Consider the following 19606-nt stretch of genomic DNA (forward strand, 5'->3'; position numbering starts at 1 on the left):
CACGACCGGTGAGTATGAAGGTGTCGCTACAGGTGAGTGCTGACACCGTTCGAGAGCGGCGAACGGGCGGCCTAGACGACGGAGTCGGGGTCCGGCAACTCGGCCATCCCGCCGGCACGGGTGGTGGCGGCGGCGGCGACGGCGTTCCCACGTTCGAGGACGGCGCGCAGGTCCCGCTCGCCGCCGGCCAGCGCGTCGACGACACCCGCGGTGAAGGCGTCGCCAGCGCCCGTGGTGTCGACGGCGTCGACGACGTAGCCCCCGTGGGACGCTTCGGTGGGGCCCCAGGGCGCGTCGGCGGTCGACCTGGCTACGGCGCCGCCCTCGCCCAGCGTGAGGAAGGCGGTGTGGGGGCCGCGCTCGTGGAGTTGGGGCGCCACGGTGTCGATATCGGCGGTGTCGCCCTCGATTCCGGCCGGTCCCAGGTCCTCGGGTGAGGCCTTGACGGCGTCGACGGCGGGGAGTATCCGGTCGACCTGTTCCCGGAAGTCGGCGTCGCCCCACAGCTCCGGGCGGGCGTTCAGGTCGAAGACGAGGGTGCAGTCGCGGTCGTTCGCGCGGTCGACGAGGTCGCGGACGGCGCTGCGGGCGGGGTCGCTGGCCAGCGGGACGCTGCCGACGACGACCCACTCGACGGCGTCGAGGGCGTCGTCGGGGACGCGACCGGGTTCGAGGCGGGTGTCGGCGGTGCCGTCGCGGTAGAAGGTAAAGCGGGGACCGCTGGTCGGGTCGCCGCTGACGAACGCGAGGGTGGTCTTGGCCGACGGATCGCGCTCGACGAAGCGGTCGGGGACGCCGCGGTCGGCGAGCGTCTCGACGAGGAAGTCGCCGAAGGGGTCGCTGCCGACGCGGGTCCAGAACCAGGCGGGGCGGTCGAGCTGGGCGAGGCGGACGGCGACGTTGGCGGGGGCGCCACCCGGTCGGCGGGCGAACGCCTCGGTGGTCGCGAGGGGCGTGTCGCTCTCGGGCAGGAAGTCGACGAGCGTCTCGCCGGCGACGAGAACGTCGGGCATGACCGGGGCTACCGTGCCGACGAGGAAAAATCGCGAGGGTCGACGGCGAGCGGACGCCGTCGCGGTTCGGCGAGTCGATGCGCGGACGGCACCGGGGCGCCGGTCACTCCGGCGGTTCGAACTCGGTGTCGGTGCTGGCCTGCGTGACCGTCCCGCAGTCGGGAGTCGCCCCCCGGCGCGCCCTCAGGAGCCGTCAGTCGGTGGCGCGTCCGCCGGTCCGGTGACGCCGTCCAGATACGCGAAGAAGGCCTTCTTGCGGGCGGTGTTTTCGTCCCAGCGGACGGGCGGCGACTGGTAGCCGTGCCAGTAGTCGTTCTCGCCGGGGTCGAAGTAGCCCCACGAGGCGCCTGCCTCGATCGCCGCGTCGAGATTCGATTCCGAGCCGAACGCGAAGTGGTCGTCCTCGTTGAAGACGATCGGCATCGGCTCGTAAGAGGAGCGCTCGCGTACCTGGGCGACCATCTCGCGGATCCGGTCGGGATCGTCGACGCCGTTGCCGTGCAACAGCGCGAAGTCGGAAGCGGCGACCACGTCGTCGGGCGGGACGACGCCGCCGCTGCAGCTCACGCCGACGGGGTAGCCGAAGCCGTCGCGCTCGATCCCCCGCACGCGCTCGATCAGCTCCGTCACCCTGTCAGCGCCGATGATATCGTGGTCGTAGTTGATGTCGCACTCGTTGGCCACCTCGACGAGGACGTTCGTGTACTCCCGATCGAGCAGCCACTCGACGGCCTCGTCGACGGCGCGTTTCACCGCGGCCTCGTCTTCGAGGACCGCGTCCTGGCCGAAGTAGAACAGGCCGAGGATCACGACCAGCCCCAGCTCGTCGGCCCGGTCGAGGACACGCTCGACGCGTCCCATCCAGTCGGGTTTGAGCGAGCCGTCCGGGCGAAAGGCCGAGACGGTCCAGGGCTGCGTTTCGGAGTACCCTTCGGGGCTGCCACACTGGAGGTTCGCGGCGATCGCGCGCAGACCGGACTCGCGATAGGCGGGCAGCGCCGCGCAGAACTCGGCGACGTTGCGCTCGGCGTCCCACGCTCCGGTGTCTGGGTAGGCCCAGTTGTCCCGGGTCTCGGGGTTGTCGTCGTCGAACCACGCGTGGACGAGACGGGCGTTGAACAGTCGCCCCTCGATCGAGGTCCCCTCGTGGCTCCGTCCCTCGTAGGTCGGGCGGCCGTCGATCGTGAACCGCTCGCCGTCGATGCCGACACGGGTCGACCGGTCGCTACCGAACATGTCCTCAGTGGCACGACCCGCCGCAAAACCGTTTCTGATGGGGGCCGATTCCGCCCCGACCGCGGCGAACCGTCCGGGCGAGCCGGCCCCGTCCGATTCACTCGCCGTCGAGCGTCGAGAGGAACCGAGGCGGAACCCGCTCGGTGGTGTACGTCGCCCGGCCGCGGCGGGTGATCGCGTGGCCATCGGCGGTCATCCGGGCGGCGTCGACTTCGAACACGACCGGCTCGGTCGCGTGGCGGGCGCCGACGCGCCGGGCCTCCCCGACGGTGCCCGAGAGGTGCACCAACTGGCGCGCCATCGGTCGGAGCCCGTCCTCGCGGATCGCGTCGGCGTTCCCGGGCGCAGTGCCGTGGTAGAGGGTGTCCGGCACCGGACCGTCGCCCGAGTCGAGGTCCACGGCGACGGAGTGGCCGTAGGCCGCGCGGACACGGTCCTCGGAGGCGGCCGCGTCCGGATCGTCCGCTCGGTCACCACTCGGTGCGGCGCCCGTCCGGGAGCCCCCGGTGCGCTCGAAGCGACCGTTCGGGTCGGTCGCGACGACGGCGGCGACGGTCTCGCGGTCCGCCCAGCCGTACTGCCGTTCGGCCGCGGCGACCAGGCCGTCGAAGGCGGTCCAGCCCGCGTCGTCCAGCGTCAGCCCAGCGTCCGCCGGGAAGTGCCGAAGCGCGCCCGACAGGAACTTCGAGAGCCGGCGGCGGCGCTCGCCGTCGAGGACCGACCGGCCGCCGCCGCAGACGGGACAGCGGCCGCTCTCGAAGTAGCCGTGATCGTCACAGACGAGAACGTCGCTCATCGGACACCGGTTCGTCGCCGGGGCGGAAAACGCGTTCGGGACCGTGAGCCGGAGCCGGCGAGCGGGTGGTCTCGCATACGCGTGACGAGCGGTGACACGCCCCGGAGCGGGTCGCGACCGCACCGTTTTTCACTCCGATCCCGTTAGGTAGCGTCGCTATGGGCTTCGGGAGCTACGACGAATCCGAACAGGAGAACCAGAGCGGGGACGCCGACTACGACGAGGACGACGCCGTCAACGTCCACGAACACGACCACGAGGGGGAGGTCTCCGTCGAGGGCGCCGACGAAGCCGACGAGCTCGTCGACCGGCTGCAAGACATGAAGTGAGGCGGCGGGTCACCCCCGTCCGCACGGAGCCGCGGACCGACCGCGCCTCAACCGCGCCGGTCAGTGTGCGGGCGCGTAGGCGTCCGAAAAGTGGTTCAACACGACGACGCCGGCGAAGACGAGGGCCATTCCGGCGACCCCGGCCACATCGAGATTTTCTTCGAAGGCGACGACACCGACCAGCGCCGTCGCCACGATACCGGCGCCGGCCCACGTCGCGTACACCAGCCCGACGGGCAGTTCTTCGAGCGTCAGTCCCAGCAAGTAGAACGACCCCACGTAGCCGACGACGACGACGGCGGTCGGGAGGGGGTTCGAGAACCCCTCGCTGGCTTTCAGCGCGGTCGTCCCCGTTACTTCGGCGGCGATAGCGAGCGCGAGCGTCAGGTACGGATACATAGGTGAGGCGACCGCCGCGGCCGACAAGTGGCTTGTCGAACCCGCCACCACTTCCTGTACGTTTCCGAGTACTTTAGTCGCGCCCGGGTCCACCGCCGGGTATGTCGGATCTGGGAGAGCTGGGGCTGTCGAGCTACGAGGAGAAGGGCTACCGGACGCTGCTATCGCTCGGGTCGGCGACCGCTCAGGAGGTCTCCGAGGCCAGCGGCGTCCCGATGGGCCGGATCTACGACGTGTTGAACGGGCTCGACGCCCGCGACATCGTCCGCAGCCAGTCGACCGAGCCGACGCGCTACGCGGCGGTCGACCCGGAGACGGCCGTCGACCGGCTGCTGGCCGAGCGTCGGCGGGAACTGGACGCCCGCGAGGCGCGCTACGAGGAGATCGCCGGGGGGATCGGACCGGAACTCGCGGCGACGACGCCGGCCGAGAGCCGGTTCTGGACGGCGCCGCTGGGCAGCGACGCCGCCGTCTCGCTGGAGCGGGACCTGTTCGCGACGGCGGGGGAGACGGTGCGGTCGGCGATGAGCTACCCGTACGCCGCGGCGCCGTGGGGCCGATACGCAGCGGAGGTCGACCCGTTCTACGAGACGGTCGACGGCGGGGTCGACGTGCGACTGCTCGGCCACGTCGCGATGCTCGACGACGCCCCGCCGGAAGCCGCCGAGCGGGTGGCCGACGCGCCGGCGAACGTCTCCGTGCGCGTCACGACCGACCTGGAGACGACCTTCGATATCGTCGACGGGAACGAACTGACGCTCCACGTCCCCCACCCGACCGAGAGTGGCGAACGCCTCGGCGTGATCCACGTCCGCGACGAGTCGATGGCCGGCCGGCTGGTCGCGGTGTTCGACCGCGCGTGGGAGGCGGCGACGCCGCTGTCGACCGTCGTCGAGGGCGAGTCACCGGTCGGTGAGTGAGCGCCCGGGGCGCGGTCGACCGCCGCTCACTCGTCCCACTCGTCGCTCGACCACGCGTCCGCGCCGTCCTCGACGGCGGACTGGCCCGCTCGCGGGAGGACGCGCGAGAGGACCACGTACTCCGCCATCGCCAGCGCGAGCGCGGCCGCGACCGGGAGGAGCACGCTCTCGAAGACGAACAGCAGCGCCAGCACGACGATCCCGCTCCCCGACAGCGCGTAACCCGCGGCGCCGGGGTGGAAGCTCCGCGCGAGGTTCTGGTGGGCGTCGCGGACGTAGCCCTCGTCGGCCCGGCGGATCGTGTAGGGAACGGTGTAGAAGATACCGACGCCCGAGAGCGCGCCGACGAGGACGCCCACGGCGATCCGGTCGAACAGGAGGACGGTTACGGAGGCGAGCACGCCGAAGGTGACGACGCCGGCGGCGCCGCCGACCAGCCCGGGCGATACCGGGATCTCGTCCATCGTCGCGTCTGACATGTGCGGCTCGTCGTGGCCCTCGGCGATAAACGGTGGGGACGCGAACGGAGAGGGACGGTCGACGACCGAGCGGTCGGCTCCCTCTCACCCCGTCCGGAAGGAGTAATCGAGCGTCGGCGCCGAGTGGGTCAGACTTCCCATCGAGATCACGTCGACGCCGGTCGCGGCGTAGCCCGGCACCGTCTCGACGGTGATCCCCCCGGAGGCTTCGGCGAGCACCTCGCGGCCGATTTCGGCGGTCGTCTCTCGGAGCCGCTCGACTGCCTCCGCCGTCGTCTCGGGGTCCATGTTGTCCAGCAGGACGATGTCGGCGCCGGCCGCGGCGGCCCGTGGGGCTTGCTCGACCGTCTCGACTTCGACCTCGATCTTCGTCGCGAACGAGGCGCGGTCGCGGAACTGTTCGACCGCGGCTTCGAGGCCCATCTCGGCGACGTGGTTGTCCTTGACCATCACCATGTGCGACAGATCGAGGCGGTGGGTGTCGCCGCCGCCGGCCACCACGGCGCGCTTCTCGACGCCGCGCAGCCCGGGCGTGGTCTTTCGGGTCCCGGCGACGCGCACGTCGTGGCCGTCCGGGGCGCCCTCGGCTGCAGCATCGACGGCCCGCCGCGTCTTCGTCGCGATGCCCGAGGCGTGGCCCGCGACGTTGACCGCGACGCGCTCGCCGCGCAACACGTCGCGAGCGGAGCCCTCGACTTCGAGAGCGGCGTCGCCGGGGTCGATGCGGTCGCCGGCCGCGGCGCTGTCGAGGACCTCGACGCCGAGGTAGTCGAAGACGGCCCGAGCCGCCGCCAGGCCGGCGACGACGCCGGATTCCTTGGCGACGAGTCGGCCGGCCGTCTCGCCGGGGACCTGGTTGGTCACGTCGTGGTGGCCCACGTCCTCGCGGAGCCACGTCTCGATCTTCGAATCGGGGATCATGTCGGGTCGAACGCCCCCGCTCAGTCGGCCTGCGTGGTCGCAGGCTCCTCGACGAGGTTGTGCGTGCCCACCGATTCACCGTTCTCGGCGGCCGCTCGCGTCACGAGCAGCGCCGTCACGGAGGCGTGGCGGAGTTCGTACAGCGACCGCGCCGTCCGGGTTCGGACGTAGGCGTCGACTTCGCCCTTCAGCCGCCGGAGGACGGCCTGTGCGCGGCTCAGGTCGTCGGGACTCCGGCGGAGGCCGACGTACTCGTCCATCGTGCGGCGCAGGCGGTGGAACTTCTCGCGGGCGAAGTTGTCGGGCAGCGCGGGGTCGCGATCCAGCAGCTCGGGCGCCTCGACGACTTCGGGGTCGAACGCGGCCGCGTCGCCGCCAGCGCGGAGGCCCCAGACGAGCCCCTCCAGCAGTGAGGTCGAGGCGAGACGGTTGGCGCCGTGGACGCCGGTCCGGGAACACTCGCCGACGGCGTACAGGCGATCGAGCGACGCCCGGCCGCGGGTGTCGACGTCGACGCCGCCACAGAGGAAGTGCTCGGCGGGGCCGACGGGGATACCCGACTCCCAGTCGACGCCGCGGTGCTCGCACTTCTCGACGAGGTCGGGGAACTCGCCCGCGAAATCGAGCGGACTCACGTCGAGGACGACCTCGCCGGTGGCGTCGATCTCCTCCTGGACGGCGCGGGCGACCACGTCGCGCGGTGCGAGTTCGGCGTCCTCGTGGTAGTCGGGCATGAACCGTTCGCCCTCGGCGTTGACGAGTCGGGCGCCCTCGCCGCGGACGGCCTCGCTGACGAGGAAGGGGCCGTCGCCCTCGGCGTCGCTGCCGGGGTAGACGGTCGGGTGGAACTGGACGTACTCCATGTCGTCCACGTCGGCGCCCGCGAGCGCGGCCATCGCGATACCGTCGCCGGTCGAGCCGTCGGGGTTGGTCGACCGGGAGTACAGGTCGCCGATGCCGCCGGTCGCTAGCACCGTCGCGCCGGCGAAGGTGGGCGTGACGTCCCCTTCGTGTTCGAGCAGCGCGCCGTGGACCCGGCCTTCGTGGGAGACGAGTTCGAGCGCCGCGGTGTCGTCGCGGACGGTCACGTCGTCGTGGTCGTCGAGGTAGTTGAGGAACGGCACGTGGATCGCCTTGCCCGTCGAGGCGTCGACGTGGAGGATACGCGGCTCGTCGTGGGCGGCCTCGCGACCGAAGTCCCAGTCGTCGGTGTCGGCGGCGCCCGCCTCGCCCTCGTCGTTCGTGTCGAACTCGACGCCGAGCGTGTCGACGAGCACCTCCGAGACTGCGTCGTTGGCCTCGTCGACGAGCACGTCGACGGCTTCGGGGTCGGCGGTGTCGGCGCTGGCGGTCAGGATGTCGTCTTTGAACTGACCGGGGTCGTCACGGGAGACGGCGATGCCGCCCTGGGCCCACCACGAGGAGGCGCCCTCCGGCCGGGTGGCCTTCGTCGCGACGGTCACGTCGGCGCCCTCGCGGGCCGCCCCGAGCGCCGCCGCGAGCCCGGCGATGCCCGAGCCGACCACGAGCACGTCCGTCGTCCGGTAGTCGTCGTAGTCTTCGAGTTCTCGCGTCTCGGACATCGGTTAGATCTCCAGCATGCGGTCGAGCGCGACCTGTGCGAGTTCCTTCTCCTCCGGGGCGACCTCGATGACGTTGCGCTCGCGGCCCTCGACCAGCTCCTCGAGCACCCACGTCAGATAGTTGGGGTCGATCTGGCGCATCGCGTTGCAGTCCATGCAGGCGTCGCCACACAGCGGCAGCACCTCCACCTCGGGGTGCCACCGATCGAGGTGCTTGGCGAGGTGGATCTCCGTGCCGATGGCCCACGCGTCGCCGGGGTCGGCGTTCTCGACGGTCTCGCAGATGGTCGACGTGGAACCGACCACGTCCGCGGCCTCGACCACTTCGCGGCGACACTCGGGGTGGACCACGACGTTCGCGTCGGGGCGCCGTTCCCGGAGGTCCTCGATGTGGCTCTCGCGGAAGCGCTCGTGGACCTGGCAGTAGCCGTCCCAGAGGACGATGTCGTTCTCGACGACCTCGCTGGCGTCCTTGCCCTCGGGGTCCCAGGGGTCCCACTCGGCGATCTCGTCTTCCATCCCGAGCCGATAGGCGGTGTTCTCCCCGAGGTGCTTGTCGGGGAGAAAGAGGACCTTGTCGCCCTTCTCGAAGGCGTACTCGAAGGCCTTGTGCGCGTTCGAGGAGGTACACACGAGCCCGCCCTGTTCGGCGCAGAAGGCCTTGAGGTCGGCGTAGCTGTTCATGTAGGTGATCGGGATGATCTCCTCGTCCGGTGCGGCTCCCGTAATTTCGGCCCACGCGGCGTCGACCTGCAGCGCCTCGGCCATCCCAGCCATCGGACAGGAGGCCTCCATGCTCGGGAGGATGACGCTCTGAGAGTCGTCGGTGATGATGTCCGCCGACTCGGCCATGAAGGTGACGCCGCCGAAGACGACGTAGTCGGCGTCGGCGTTCGCCGCCTCCTTGCTCAACTGGTAGGAGTCACCGACGAAGTCGGCGTGTTCGACGATCTCCCGGCGCTGGTAGTTGTGGCCGAGGATGACCACGTCGTCGCCGAGTTCGGCGAGCGCGGCCTCGATGCGCTCGGTGCGTTCGGCCTCCTCCAGGTCGCGATAGGCCGGCGGCAGCTGTTCTAAGTTGTCGTACTTGAAGAGACTCAAATCGGTCTCGAACTGCGCTGTTTCCATTTCCGGCACGGGTGGTCACTCGGGTTGCCGATTCTATGGACTACCGTATTGAAAAGGTTTTGTCTTCAATACTCCGGACCGGTGACTCACTCGATTGGGACGGGGCGTTCGACGGGCGTATCGGAGACGATTGCCTGGATTGTCGATTCGAGGTGTGCGTTACCACGGGACAATATCGGTGGAGAATGGGCGGGGCGGGGACCGGGCGGAGCGTCTGTCGGTATCAGACGATCTGTTCGCCGTCGTCGTCGTAGACTTCGATGGCGTCGACTGGACACGAGCGGGCGGCGAACTTCGCGTCCAGTTCGGCGTCTTCGGGTACCTCCCGGACGAAGACGTCCTCGTCGGTCTCCTCGCCGTCGACGAGGACCGCCTTGCCGGCGTCGCTGTCGCGTTCGAAGCCGTCCCACTCGGCGACACATTGGAACATCCCGATGCAGGTGTCGCGGTCGTACTCGATGCGCATAGCCGGAGTTGGCGGGCGACCGGCATAGTGATGGCGGGACGCCGGGGCCAGTCGTCGGTCCGAGCGCCGTCCGTGCCGTTTTCTATCCGGCCGCCCACGTCACGGTCGATGCCCGACGGGTCCCTCACCGAACGCGACGCTCGCCGCGCTGTCGCCGACGCGGTCCCCGACCAGCGAGTCGTCTCGGCGGAGCGCGTCGACGGCGGGACGAACCTCCTCTATCGCGTCGAAACCGACGCGAGCGAGTACGTAGTCAAGTTCAACACGTTCGTCGGCCGGGAGATCGCCGCTGCCGAGGTCGAAGCGTATCGCCTGCTCGCCGAGAGCGACGTGCCCGTTCCACGGGTCGTCGACGACGTCCACGACCCCGCCGAGGGCTCGGCGTACTTCGTCACGACGGCCGTGCCCGGCGCGCCACCGACGGACGTGTCGCCGGCGCTCGCGCGGGAGATGGGACGGACCCTTCGTGGGTTCTCGACTGTCCCGGGCGTCGACGCTATCGACGGGTACGGCCGCTTGCGGCGCGCGCCCGGGGCGACGCCACCGCTCGTCGGTTCGGCCGACACTTGGCGTGCGTACGTCGAGTGGGCCGCCGAGATGCTGCTGTCGAAACCGAGCGACGAGGTCGCCGATCTGGCCGACCCCGTCCGCGGCGTCGTCGACGAGACGCTCGACGCGGTCCCGCGACGGCCCGACCCCGCGGTCGTCCCCGACGACTACCGGCCGGCGAATCTCCACGTCGTCGACGGCGAGATCGCGGGCGTGGTGGACCTCGAACGCGCTGCTCGTGGGGACCTGCGACTCGCGCTGGTCAAGAGCGGGTACCTCTTGACCCGTGTGCGTCCCGCCGGAGGCGGTGACCGTCTCCGGGCGGCGCTGTCGGAGGGGTTCGGTTCCGACGTGTCCGACGAACGCCGGCGGTGCTACCGGGCGGTGGCCGTCGCCAGCGAGATCCGCGGGTTCGACATCTGGTGGGACGACGCCGCCGACGAAGCGGCTGCGACCCTCCGCGGAATCGTCGACGAACTGCGCTCTTGATCCGGGGTCGGCGGCGTTCTGTTCGGCTCGAGGATCGAGCCAGTGTCTCTCCGAACCGGTGCGAAACGAACCGCCGAAACCGTGGCCGCAGGGGACAACACACGACGAACGCCCTCGCCGCGCTCGCGTGTCGGACGGGTTGCTGGCGGGCTCCCCTGGGAACCCGGGTCCGACGGATACATCCGCCCGCCGGGCACACACGAACGTATGAGCGAGATCGACGTGGAGGCGGTCGAGGACATCGACGACGATGCGGTCCCGTCGGGAGTCGACGCGCCGGAGTACGTCCTCTACGGGGGGAAAGGCGGCGTGGGGAAGACGACCATGGCCGCGGCGACGGCGCTGGCGAGCGCCCGCGACGGTACCGAGACGCTCGTCGTCTCTACCGACCCGGCCCACTCGCTCTCGGACACGCTCGAAACGGAGATTCCGGCCGAGCCCGCGCGGATCCGCGAGGACGTGCCCCTCTACGCCGCGGAGATCGATCCCGAGGCCGCGCTGGAGGACGGCCCGTTCGCCGAGGACGGCGGTCTCGGCGGCGCTGGCGGCGCGATGGGCGGACTGGGCGAGATGCTCGGCGGCGCGGGCGAGGGGATGGTCGATCCCCTCGGCGGGTCGATGCCCGGCGCCGACGAGGCCGCCGCTATCCGGCTGCTCATCCGCTACATGGACGACCCGCGGTTCGACCGCGTCGTCGTCGACACCGCGCCGACGGGTCACACCCTGCGGCTGCTCGAACTCCCGGACGTGATGGACTCGATGCTCGGGAAGGTGCTCGCGATGCGCGAGCGGATGGGCGGCATGATGGAGAACCTCGGCGGGATGTTCGGCGGCGACGACGAGGACGTCGACCCCGAAGAGGGACTGGACGACCTGCGGGTGCTCAGCGATCGCATCGAGCAACTACGGGACGTGCTGCAGGACCCGACGCAGACGGACTTCCGCGTGGTGATGGTCCCCGAAGAGCTGTCTGTGCTGGAATCGGAGCGACTGCTCGATCGGCTCGACGAGTTCGACGTGCCCGTCGGGACCGTCGTCGTCAACCGGGTGATGCAGGACCTGACCGACGTGGCCGATACCGACGCCGACTGGTTCGTCTCGCCGGATCTGGACGACTGCGAGTTCTGTCAGCGGCGCTGGGACGTACAACGTGACGCGCTCTCGCGCTCGCAGGAGGTCTTCCGCGGCCACGACGTGCGCCGCGTCCCGCTGTTCGCCGAGGAGGTCCACGGCGAGCGGACGCTCCGGATCGTCGCCGCGTGTCTCGAAGAGTGACCGCGCGGCGCTAGGCTCGATACACGTCCGCGCTCCGTTCGTACTCCGTCGTCTCGGCGACGGCGGTCGCGACTCCCGCGCCCCACTCGCGTTCGACCAGCCACAGCGCGGCGTCGATGCCGGCGGTGATGCCGCCCGCGGTCACGATATCGCTGTCGTCGACGACGCGCGCGTCGACCACCTCCGCGTCGGTCCCGCGGAGTTCGTCGAGCGCGCTCCGGTGGGTGACCGCGGGTCGACCGTCGAGCAGCCCGGCGGCCGACAGGACCATCGCGCCGGTGCAGACCGAGAGGAGCGTCGTGCCCTCGGCGTGGAGCGCCCGGATCGCGTCGAGGATCGTCTCGTCGCGAGCGACCGCCCGGGCGCCCGTCTCCCCGTCGCCGTCGTTCCAGCCGCCGCCGGGGACGACGAGATAGTCGAGGTCGGCGTCGGCCGACAGGACACCGTCCGGTTCGACGCGGAGGTCGTACGCCGCCGAGACGCGGTCAGTTTCCGCCGTGGCGAGCAACTCGACCGTCCAGTCCGCGCCGGCGGACCGCGCCCCCTGGAACACCTCGTAGGGGCCGATGGCGTCGAGTTCCTCGAACCCCTCGAAGGCGAGGATCGCGAGCGAGTCGGTGTCGGTCATCACCGACGCTACCCGCGAACGGGTCGAAAAGCTACCGACCGGCGCGAACGTCGTCGGTCACCCGAGGTTCGAGCCCCGTCCGTCCTGCCGTCAGGACAGCACCCACCGCACCAGCCGGTAGCCGGCGTCGCGAAGACTATCGGGGAGGTGCCGGGTCGCGACCAACGCGGTCGCGAGTGTCCCCACCGGGTAGCGGGCCTCGGGATCGGAGGCGCAGGCCGCGTCGGCGATCACCGCCGCCACCTCGGAGGGGTGGACGCCGAAGTCGTTCCCGCTGGCGAGGACGTCCGTGTCCTCAAAGAGGTCGTAGAGGTCGCCGTAGCCCGCCGAGCGGTCGAGGCGGTCGATCTGAGCGTCGGCGCGGTCGCCGAACTGCGTCGCGACCGGACCGGGCTCGACCAGCACGACGTCGATCCCGAACTCCTCGACCTCGACGCGCAGGGCGTCGCTCATCGCCTCCAGGGCGAACTTCGACCCACTGTAGGCGCCCGAGCCGGCGGTGGCGATCCGCCCCTGGACGCTGGAGACGTTGACGACCGTCCCCGTCCCGCGCTCGCGCATGTTCGGGAGGACCGCCCGCGTGAGCCGGTGGGGACCGTAGACGTTCACGTCGAACTGGTCGTGGAGGGCGTCGATAGGCACGTCTTCTACCGGGCCGTACTGGGCGTAGCCCGCGTTGTTGACCAGGCAGTCGATGCGGCCCGTCTCCGAGAGGACTCGGTCGACGACTCGCTCGACGTCGGCGTCGCTCGTCACGTCGAGTTCGGCCGTCTCGCAGCCGGCCTCGGCCAGGTCGGCCACGTCGTCGGTGTCCCGGGCCGTCGCGTACACCGTCCACTCCCGCCGCAGGAAGTCGACGGCCGTCGCCCGCCCGATGCCCGACGAGCAACCCGTGATAAGCGCCGTCTTCGTCATATCCCCGACGACGAACGCCCCCCAGTTAAGTCTCCGCGCTCCGACTCGACGGGGACGGTGCAGACGACGCGGTAGATTGCAGCGTGGCAGGCGCGTGCTGGAGCGCGCTCTCGTGCGCGCGACGACACCGCGCGGGGGATGAGGGAGTGAGCGGAGCGAACGAGCGAATCGGCTGGGGAGGTTCGTGGCCGTCTGCGGTCGCTGTGCGGGACGATACTGTCCCTGGCGGACTGAAAGGGCGAGGCGCGCTCGCGCGCAGTTTCGTCGCCTGAGCGACCCCTATCCGCGCGGTGCGAGGCGCGCAGCGCCTCGAAGCGAACGGCCCTGCCGTGAGCGGGCCGTGCGGAGAGCGCGGATATCCCGCTCAGCGACCGCGAGAGCGAGGTCGACCGCAGGGAGACCTCGTCAACGCGAACGGGGAGCGAAGCGACCCGTGAGCGAGCGGGCCGAGGGCTTTCACGAGCCGTCGTCGATCGCGTTCGAGTCGGTTCAGAGCGAGCGGGCCGGGGGCGTTCACGAGCCGTCGTCGATCGCGTTCGAGTCGGTTCAGAGCGAGCGGGCCGAGGGCGTTCACCGCCTGCCGACGAGTGCAGGCTCAACTCACACACGCAGAACTACCCCAACCGGTGCGTTCAAGCGACGAGAGTCCCACCCGGAGGTATGGACGGGACGCGGATCGCAGACGTGAGCGATCTCTCGACGGACGATACCTTCCTCTTTCGCGTGCGCTCGGTGGACGACAATGCCGTCGCGAGCGGCGACGCCGCGCTCCGCTCGGACGAGCGGACGGCCGACGCCGCCGACCAGCCGGACGGGGACGCCGAGCCCGACGGCGGCGAGCCGGTCGGAGACGACGCGACGAGTGCCACCAACGACGACGGGATCGCGATGCCCGACGACATGCAAGACGACGATGACGGCGTACGCGAGGCGATCCTCCTGAAGCTGGGTGGCGAGGACGACGACGCCGAGGCGGTCGTCTGCTGGCTCAACTACTGCCAGCACATGACCCACATCAAACTCGACAAGGGCTCTGGGGCGCCGATCCGCGACGGCGAGGTGATCTGCGTCAACCACGGCGCGTTGTTCGCCGCCGACTCCGGGGAGTGCACCTACGGCCCCTGCGAGGGCGCGTTCCTGAACGAACTCGACGTGGCGGTGGCCGACGGCGGCGTCTACCTCGCCGACGAGGAGTTCGAGTACGTCGGCGAGGGCCCGGTCGAGAGCGACGACGACGACCTGTCTTCCTCGTCGAACGTGATCCTGTAGCCGACCGGGACGCCGCCGGGGAGGCGCCCCGGCGCTACTCGATGACGAACGACGGTTCGGCGACGGCCTCGCTCTTGCACTCGGGGCACCGGGCCGGGCGGTTGACCAGGTCGTCGAACTCGTCGAAGCCGCACTCCTCGCAGGTCGGCGGCGCGACGAGCAGCGTCTCGTCGGTCGGTTCGAGCGACTGGGAGATGTGTTCGACGTGGTCGAGGGCGGTGGCGGTGCGGACCTCGAACTCGTTGGCGAGCGTCCCCGCGGCCATCGGCTGCTCACGCAGTTTGTCCGCGATCCGCTGGCGGGTCGTCCGATTCGCCTCGCGCATACCCGGATTTAGTGAACCGACCACAAATCATTTCCGCCGCCAGGGGCGAAACGGGTCGGCGCGGGTCGGCCCGATACCTCCGTGGGTCGTTGTCACAATGAAAAAGGCCTTCAGGCGAGCCCGAGGAGGGCCTGTATGGACGCTGTCGTACTCGCAGGTGGTTACGCAACGCGGCTCTGGCCGATCACGCGCCATCGGCCGAAGATGATGCTACCGGTCGGCGACACGACCGTCATCGACCGGGTGCTCTCGGAGCTGGAGTCCGACGGCCGGGTCGACGACGTGTACGTCAGCACGAACGAGCGCTTCGCCGCGGACTTCGAGGCGTTCCTCGACGACCGGGACTACGAGAAGCCCCGCCTGTCGATCGAGGACACGACCGGTGAAGACGAGAAGTTCGGCGTCGTCGGCGCGCTGGGCCAGCTCGTCGACCGCGAGGGGATCGACGACGACCTGTTCGTCATCGCTGGGGACAACCTCATCAGCTTCGACGTGAGCGACTTCATCGACGCCTACGAGGACAACGGCGGGACGACGCTTGCGGCCTACGACGTGGGATCGCGGGAGAAGGCCAAGTCCTACGGGCTCGTGACGCTGGACGGCGAGCGGGTGGTCGACTTCCAGGAGAAGCCCGCGGACCCGGCGAGCACGCTCGTCTCCATCGCCTGTTACGTCTTCCCGGCCGACCAGGTCCGCTTCGAGGAGTACCTCGAAGACGGCAACAACCCCGACGAGCCGGGCTGGTTCATCCAGTGGCTCGTCGACAACGACGAGGTCTACGCCTACACCTTCGACGAGGCGTGGTTCGACATCGGGACGCCCGAGAGCTACCTGACCGCCGTCGCGTACCACCTCGACGGCGCGAACCGCGTCGCCGACAGCGCCACCGTCGACGGCACCACGCTCGGCGAGAACGTCCACGTGCTGGACGGCGCCGAGGTCGTCGACTCCACGCTCGACGACGCCATCGTCTTCCCCGAAGCGACGATCCGCGACTGCGACATCCGCGAGTCGATCATCGACCGCGAGACCACCCTCGAGGACCTCGACCTGGCCGGCGCGCTCATCGGTGCCCACACGACGATCACCAACGGCGACGACTGAGGCCGGCGTTCACGGTTTCGGGTCGGCGAAACGGCGCCGCCGCTCGGCGAGTCGAGACGGCTGAGGGGAGTAAGCCCCCTTCTGTTCGGCCCGGCATTCGGCTGAGCGTCCGCGCTCGCGTCCGGGCTACCTTGCCGCGCGGACTTGCACCGGTGAGGATTCGCCGTTCCATCCGTTCTCCGCCGTCGACCCTCGGTGGGTTAGCTCCCCGTCGCTTCCCGGCGTTGCCGGTCGCTTCGGGTTCGCACACCTCATCGGTCGGACGGAGCGGTCTCGTTTCTGTTCCAGCGCCAGCGGTCGCCCGCTCCGGGTTTGCACCCGGTCACCTGCCCGGACGGTGGGGGGACTTTCCTCATGCCCGTAGCGCGCCGACGGAGTCGACGCGGACCGGAGCACGGAGGCCGGGCTCCCTCTGCCGGTCGAAGGTAGCGCACACCGACGATTAAGCCCGTCGGTCCGCACGCTGGCGTCGGCCGACAGTGCGGCGATTTTTATGTCCGCCATCCCTTGGTCCCGGTAGTCATGCGTTCCGCCCTCTCCGCAGTCGTCGCCGGGCTCGTCGTGCTGTCCGCGGTGGCCGCCCTCCCCGCCGCGGCCGCCGGCGACCCGGTCGATGCCCCGACGACGGACCGGTCCTCGAACACTGTGGGCGCCTCGGCCGCCGAGGCCCTCCAAAGCGACGACGCCTGCGCGGCCGCGCCGGTCGCCAACGGGAGTTCGCCCGAGAACCCCGACGGTGACCCGCTGGGCTGGGAGAACGGCTGCTGGTACAACGAGTCGATCGACGTGGACCGCTCCGACGGCCTCAACGACACGGAACTCGACGCGGTGGTCGCCCGAGGGATGGCTCGCGTCGAACAGATCCGCGAGCTGGAGTTCGACGAGACGGTTCCGGTCGAAGTCGTCTCCCGGGAACAGTTCCGCGCGAACACCAGCTACGACGCGACGACCAACGGGAGCCTCCACCAGAACGTCAAGTGGGAGGCGATGCTGATGGTCGGCGAGGACACGGACGCCATCTCCGTCCAGGAGTCGAACACCGGCGCGAGCGTCGGCGGCTACTACAGCCCCACGGAGGAGCGGATCGTCATCGTCTCCGAGAACACCACCTCGCCGAAGATGAACGAGATCACGCTCTCACAGGAGCTGTTCCACGCGTTGCAGGACCAGCGGTACAACATCTCGTCGTACGACCAGTACACCGAGGAGCTCCACAACGCCAGAGACGGTATCATCGAGGGCGACGGGAACTTCGTCGACCAGCTCTACAGCCAGCGCTGTGCCGCCGGCTGGGACTGCCTGATGCCCCAGACCCAGCCCGGCGGTGGCGGCGGGAGCGCCTCGGTCCACCAGGGGCTGTTGCTGGTGACTTACCAGCCCTACAGCGACGGGCCGGCGTTCGTCCGCGGCATCTACGAGTCGGAGGGCTGGGAGGGCGTCAACGCGGTCTACGAGAACCCGCCGGCGAGCACGGAGCAGACGATCCACCCCGAGAAGTACGGCGAGGACCAGCCGACCAACGTGAGCTTCGCGGACACCTCCGGGGCCGACTGGACGGTCCCGACCCTGGAGAACGGCACCGTCGACTACGCGCAGTTCGGCGAGGCCGGGCTGGCGACGATGCTGTTCTACCCCTTCTACGACTCGGGCGGACAGGCCGCGCCGGTCGTCGACCCGCGGTCGTTCATCACCGGCGGCTCGCCGGACCCGCTCAACTACTCGACGCAGTACACGGACGGCTGGGACGGTGACCGACTGTATCCCTACGTCACCGACGACTCCGCCGAGACCAACGAGACCGGCTACGTCTGGAAGACCGTCTGGGACTCCGAAGGCGACGCTACCGACTTCGTCGAGGGGTACTCGATGCTGCTCGACTACTACGGCGCCCAGCCCGTCGACGACAGCGCGAACACCTACCGGATCGCCGACGGCCCCTACGGCGACGCCTTCTACGTCAACCATACCGGGACGACCGTGACGCTCGTCAACGCACCCTCCGTCGAGGGGCTGAGCGAGGTCCGCGCCGGCGCCGCGCCGGCCGACGGGTCGACCGACGGGACCGACACCGCGACCGATTCCGGCGGCGACGACGAGACGGCCACCGACGCCGAAGAGACGGCCACCGACACCGCGACCGCGACCGACGCACCCGAGACCGATTCGGACACCGCGACCGCGACCGAGGAGCCGATGGCGAACGACGGCGGTGCGGGCGACGGCGGTGACGGCGCCGACGAGGCGACCGACGAACCCGCCGAGACCACCGCGTCCGGGGGTCCGGGCTTCGGGCTCGCCGTCGCGCTCGTCGCGCTCGCGCTCGCCGGCCTCCTCGCCGGCCGGAGGGAGTGAACCCGGTCGATGGCAGGGTTCGGATCCGAGTCGCGTCTGCGCCTCGCTCTCGCGGCGGTCGCCGTCCTCGCGCTGCTCGCGGGCTGTACCGCCTTCGAGTCACTGGGCGGCGGGCATCCGGAGGGCGACCCGGCAAGCGACCGGATCGGCTGGGAGAACGGCTACTGGTACGACGACCCGGTGAACGTGACGGCCGGTGACGGCTACAACGCCACCGAGCGCGAGGCCGTCGTCGCGCGCACGATGGCCCGCGTCGAACGGATCCGGGACCTCGAGTTCAACTCGACGGTGCCGGTCGACGTGCTCAGCCGCGAGCAGTACCTCGAAAACCGGAGCGGCGGCGGTGGGAACGCGACGTACTCGCGGTGGAACGACCAGGTGTGGGAGTCGCTGTTCATCGTCGGGGAGTCCTCGTCGTACTCGAACAGCTCCGACGAGACGCTGGGTCAGTCCGTGCAGGGCTACTACTCGCCCGGCGAGGACGCTATCGTCCTCGTGTCGGACTCGCCGACGCCGACCATCGACCGGACGACGCTGGCCCACGAACTCGTCCACGCCCTGCAGGACCAGCAGTTCGGCTTCGGCGCCGACGGCGAGACCCAGGACCGGCAACTCGCCAACCGCGGCGTCACCGAGGGCGACGCCCGCTACGTCGACGTCCTCTACGAGAACCGCTGCGGGAGCGAGTGGGCCTGTATCCCCGAGCCCGACGCCGGCGGGGGCGGCGGCTCGGCGAGCAGCGACTACAACCGCGGCCTGTTCCTGACCATCTACACGCCCTACGCCGCGGGCTCGCAGTTCGTCGACCAGGTGCGCGCCCAGAGCGGCTGGGACGGCGTCAACCAGCTCTACGACGCCCGCCCGGAGAGCACCGAACAGCTCATCCATCCGCAGCTGTACCCCGACGAAGACCCAGTGAACGTGACCGTCGCCGACCGCTCGTCGGGCGAGTGGCGCCGCTTCGACGTCGACCCCGTCGCCGACACCGTCGGCGAGGCCTCGATCTACGCGATGCTCGTCCACAACGACGCCGTCGACCCGGAGAACCGCTACGGCTACGACGCCGAACCCTCCGCCGGCTGGGGCGGCGACAGCGTCGTCCCCTACACGAACGGGGAGGCCGGCGCCTACGTCTGGGAGACCACCTGGGACTCCGAGGGCGACGCCGAGGAGTTCCACACCGCGTATCTCGACGTACTGGAGTCTCACGACGCCCGCAATCCCCGCGGGAACGTCTACGTCGTCCCCGACGGCGAGTTCGCCGACGCGTTCCGCGTCGTTCGGACCGGCGAGACGGTCCGGGTCGTCAACGCACCGACCGCGGACGCGCTGAGCGCCGTTCACTCGCGGTCGGGATAGGGACCCGGCGTCTCGGGACCCCGTCGCGACGCATCGAACGCGGACCGTTTTTGCCCGTCGCCCCGGAAGAC

The 19606-nt window shown here is 70.2% G+C and carries 20 protein-coding genes and 1 other RNA gene; 8 read left to right on the top strand and 13 right to left on the bottom strand.

Features of this window, described 5'->3' with window-relative positions; translation table 11 throughout:
* Positions 1-71 precede the first annotated feature (71 nt).
* The 3 genes from I7X12_RS12915 to I7X12_RS12925 form a co-directional block, all read right to left on the bottom strand.
* Positions 72-1013 carry a carbohydrate kinase family protein gene (locus I7X12_RS12915; RefSeq protein WP_198060483.1) on the bottom strand — a complete coding sequence of 314 codons (942 nt, stop codon included), beginning with the start codon at positions 1011-1013 and terminating at the stop codon, positions 72-74.
* Between the two features lie 183 nt (positions 1014-1196).
* Complete coding sequence (locus I7X12_RS12920; RefSeq protein WP_198060484.1) at positions 1197-2249, bottom strand: hypothetical protein; 1053 nt, start codon at positions 2247-2249, stop codon at positions 1197-1199.
* Between the two features lie 97 nt (positions 2250-2346).
* Complete coding sequence (locus I7X12_RS12925) at positions 2347-3045, bottom strand: RNA 2'-phosphotransferase (protein ID WP_198060485.1); 699 nt, start codon at positions 3043-3045, stop codon at positions 2347-2349.
* Between the two features lie 158 nt (positions 3046-3203).
* Here I7X12_RS12925 and I7X12_RS12930 point away from each other — a divergent pair, with 158 nt between their 5' ends.
* Positions 3204-3374 carry a DUF5786 family protein gene (locus I7X12_RS12930; protein ID WP_006883006.1) on the top strand — a complete coding sequence of 57 codons (171 nt, stop codon included), beginning with the start codon at positions 3204-3206 and terminating at the stop codon, positions 3372-3374.
* A gap of 60 nt (positions 3375-3434) precedes the next feature.
* Here I7X12_RS12930 and I7X12_RS12935 read toward each other — a convergent pair whose 3' ends face one another.
* Entirely contained in the window at positions 3435-3773 is a 339-nt protein-coding gene (locus I7X12_RS12935; RefSeq protein WP_198060486.1) for a DMT family transporter, read from the bottom strand.
* 101 nt (positions 3774-3874) lie between these two features.
* Between I7X12_RS12935 and I7X12_RS12940 the strand changes: the two genes are divergently transcribed.
* Positions 3875-4693 (top strand): TrmB family transcriptional regulator, encoded by an 819-nt coding sequence (locus I7X12_RS12940; RefSeq protein WP_198060487.1) that lies wholly within the window; start codon positions 3875-3877, stop codon positions 4691-4693.
* Positions 4694-4719: 26 nt separating this feature from the next.
* Here I7X12_RS12940 and I7X12_RS12945 read toward each other — a convergent pair whose 3' ends face one another.
* The 5 genes from I7X12_RS12945 to I7X12_RS12965 all read right to left on the bottom strand — a co-directional run bounded on the left by I7X12_RS12945 (position 4720) and on the right by I7X12_RS12965 (position 9270).
* Positions 4720-5172 (bottom strand): hypothetical protein, encoded by a 453-nt coding sequence (locus I7X12_RS12945; protein WP_198060488.1) that lies wholly within the window; start codon positions 5170-5172, stop codon positions 4720-4722.
* 84 nt (positions 5173-5256) lie between these two features.
* Positions 5257-6093: a carboxylating nicotinate-nucleotide diphosphorylase gene (gene nadC / locus I7X12_RS12950; RefSeq protein ID WP_198060489.1), complete on the bottom strand. Its 837-nt coding sequence runs from the start codon at positions 6091-6093 to the stop codon at positions 5257-5259.
* 20 nt (positions 6094-6113) lie between these two features.
* A complete protein-coding gene (locus I7X12_RS12955; protein ID WP_198060490.1) occupies positions 6114-7676 on the bottom strand; it encodes an L-aspartate oxidase in 1563 nt (520 codons plus the stop codon).
* Positions 7677-7679: 3 nt separating this feature from the next.
* Entirely contained in the window at positions 7680-8804 is a 1125-nt protein-coding gene (nadA, locus tag I7X12_RS12960; protein WP_198060491.1) for a quinolinate synthase NadA, read from the bottom strand.
* Positions 8805-9027: 223 nt separating this feature from the next.
* A complete protein-coding gene (locus tag I7X12_RS12965; protein WP_198060492.1) occupies positions 9028-9270 on the bottom strand; it encodes a ferredoxin in 243 nt (80 codons plus the stop codon).
* A gap of 108 nt (positions 9271-9378) precedes the next feature.
* Here I7X12_RS12965 and I7X12_RS12970 point away from each other — a divergent pair, with 108 nt between their 5' ends.
* Complete coding sequence (locus I7X12_RS12970; protein ID WP_198060493.1) at positions 9379-10308, top strand: phosphotransferase family protein; 930 nt, start codon at positions 9379-9381, stop codon at positions 10306-10308.
* Positions 10309-10515: 207 nt separating this feature from the next.
* Entirely contained in the window at positions 10516-11583 is a 1068-nt protein-coding gene (locus I7X12_RS12975; protein ID WP_198060494.1) for an ArsA family ATPase, read from the top strand.
* Between the two features lie 10 nt (positions 11584-11593).
* Here the strand turns inward: I7X12_RS12975 and I7X12_RS12980 are convergent, their stop codons facing one another.
* Both I7X12_RS12980 and I7X12_RS12985 read right to left on the bottom strand, forming a co-directional pair.
* Positions 11594-12211 carry a DJ-1/PfpI family protein gene (locus I7X12_RS12980; protein WP_198060495.1) on the bottom strand — a complete coding sequence of 206 codons (618 nt, stop codon included), beginning with the start codon at positions 12209-12211 and terminating at the stop codon, positions 11594-11596.
* A 90-nt stretch (positions 12212-12301) separates the two neighbouring features.
* Positions 12302-13126: an SDR family oxidoreductase gene (locus I7X12_RS12985; RefSeq protein ID WP_198060496.1), complete on the bottom strand. Its 825-nt coding sequence runs from the start codon at positions 13124-13126 to the stop codon at positions 12302-12304.
* A gap of 660 nt (positions 13127-13786) precedes the next feature.
* On the opposite strand from I7X12_RS12985, the gene I7X12_RS20605 reads away from it, so the two are divergent.
* Positions 13787-14395, top strand: coding sequence for a Rieske (2Fe-2S) protein (locus tag I7X12_RS20605; protein WP_232342838.1), 609 nt, complete (start codon positions 13787-13789; stop codon positions 14393-14395).
* Positions 14396-14429: 34 nt separating this feature from the next.
* Here the strand turns inward: I7X12_RS20605 and I7X12_RS12995 are convergent, their stop codons facing one another.
* Positions 14430-14720: a transcriptional regulator gene (locus tag I7X12_RS12995; protein WP_198060497.1), complete on the bottom strand. Its 291-nt coding sequence runs from the start codon at positions 14718-14720 to the stop codon at positions 14430-14432.
* Positions 14721-14855: 135 nt separating this feature from the next.
* Here I7X12_RS12995 and I7X12_RS13000 point away from each other — a divergent pair, with 135 nt between their 5' ends.
* Complete coding sequence (locus I7X12_RS13000) at positions 14856-15824, top strand: sugar phosphate nucleotidyltransferase (RefSeq protein ID WP_198060498.1); 969 nt, start codon at positions 14856-14858, stop codon at positions 15822-15824.
* Between the two features lie 58 nt (positions 15825-15882).
* Here the strand turns inward: I7X12_RS13000 and rnpB are convergent.
* Positions 15883-16241, bottom strand: an RNA gene (gene rnpB, locus I7X12_RS13005) — RNase P RNA component.
* A 105-nt stretch (positions 16242-16346) separates the two neighbouring features.
* Here rnpB and I7X12_RS13010 point away from each other — a divergent pair.
* Positions 16347-18176 carry an Hvo_1808 family surface protein gene (locus I7X12_RS13010; RefSeq protein ID WP_198060499.1) on the top strand — a complete coding sequence of 610 codons (1830 nt, stop codon included), beginning with the start codon at positions 16347-16349 and terminating at the stop codon, positions 18174-18176.
* A 9-nt stretch (positions 18177-18185) separates the two neighbouring features.
* Positions 18186-19535, top strand: a complete 1350-nt coding sequence (locus I7X12_RS13015) for an Hvo_1808 family surface protein (protein ID WP_198060500.1) — start codon at positions 18186-18188, stop codon at positions 19533-19535.
* Positions 19536-19606 lie beyond the last annotated feature (71 nt).

This window comes from Halosimplex litoreum (assembly GCF_016065055.1).
Classification (GTDB): domain Archaea; phylum Halobacteriota; class Halobacteria; order Halobacteriales; family Haloarculaceae; genus Halosimplex; species Halosimplex litoreum.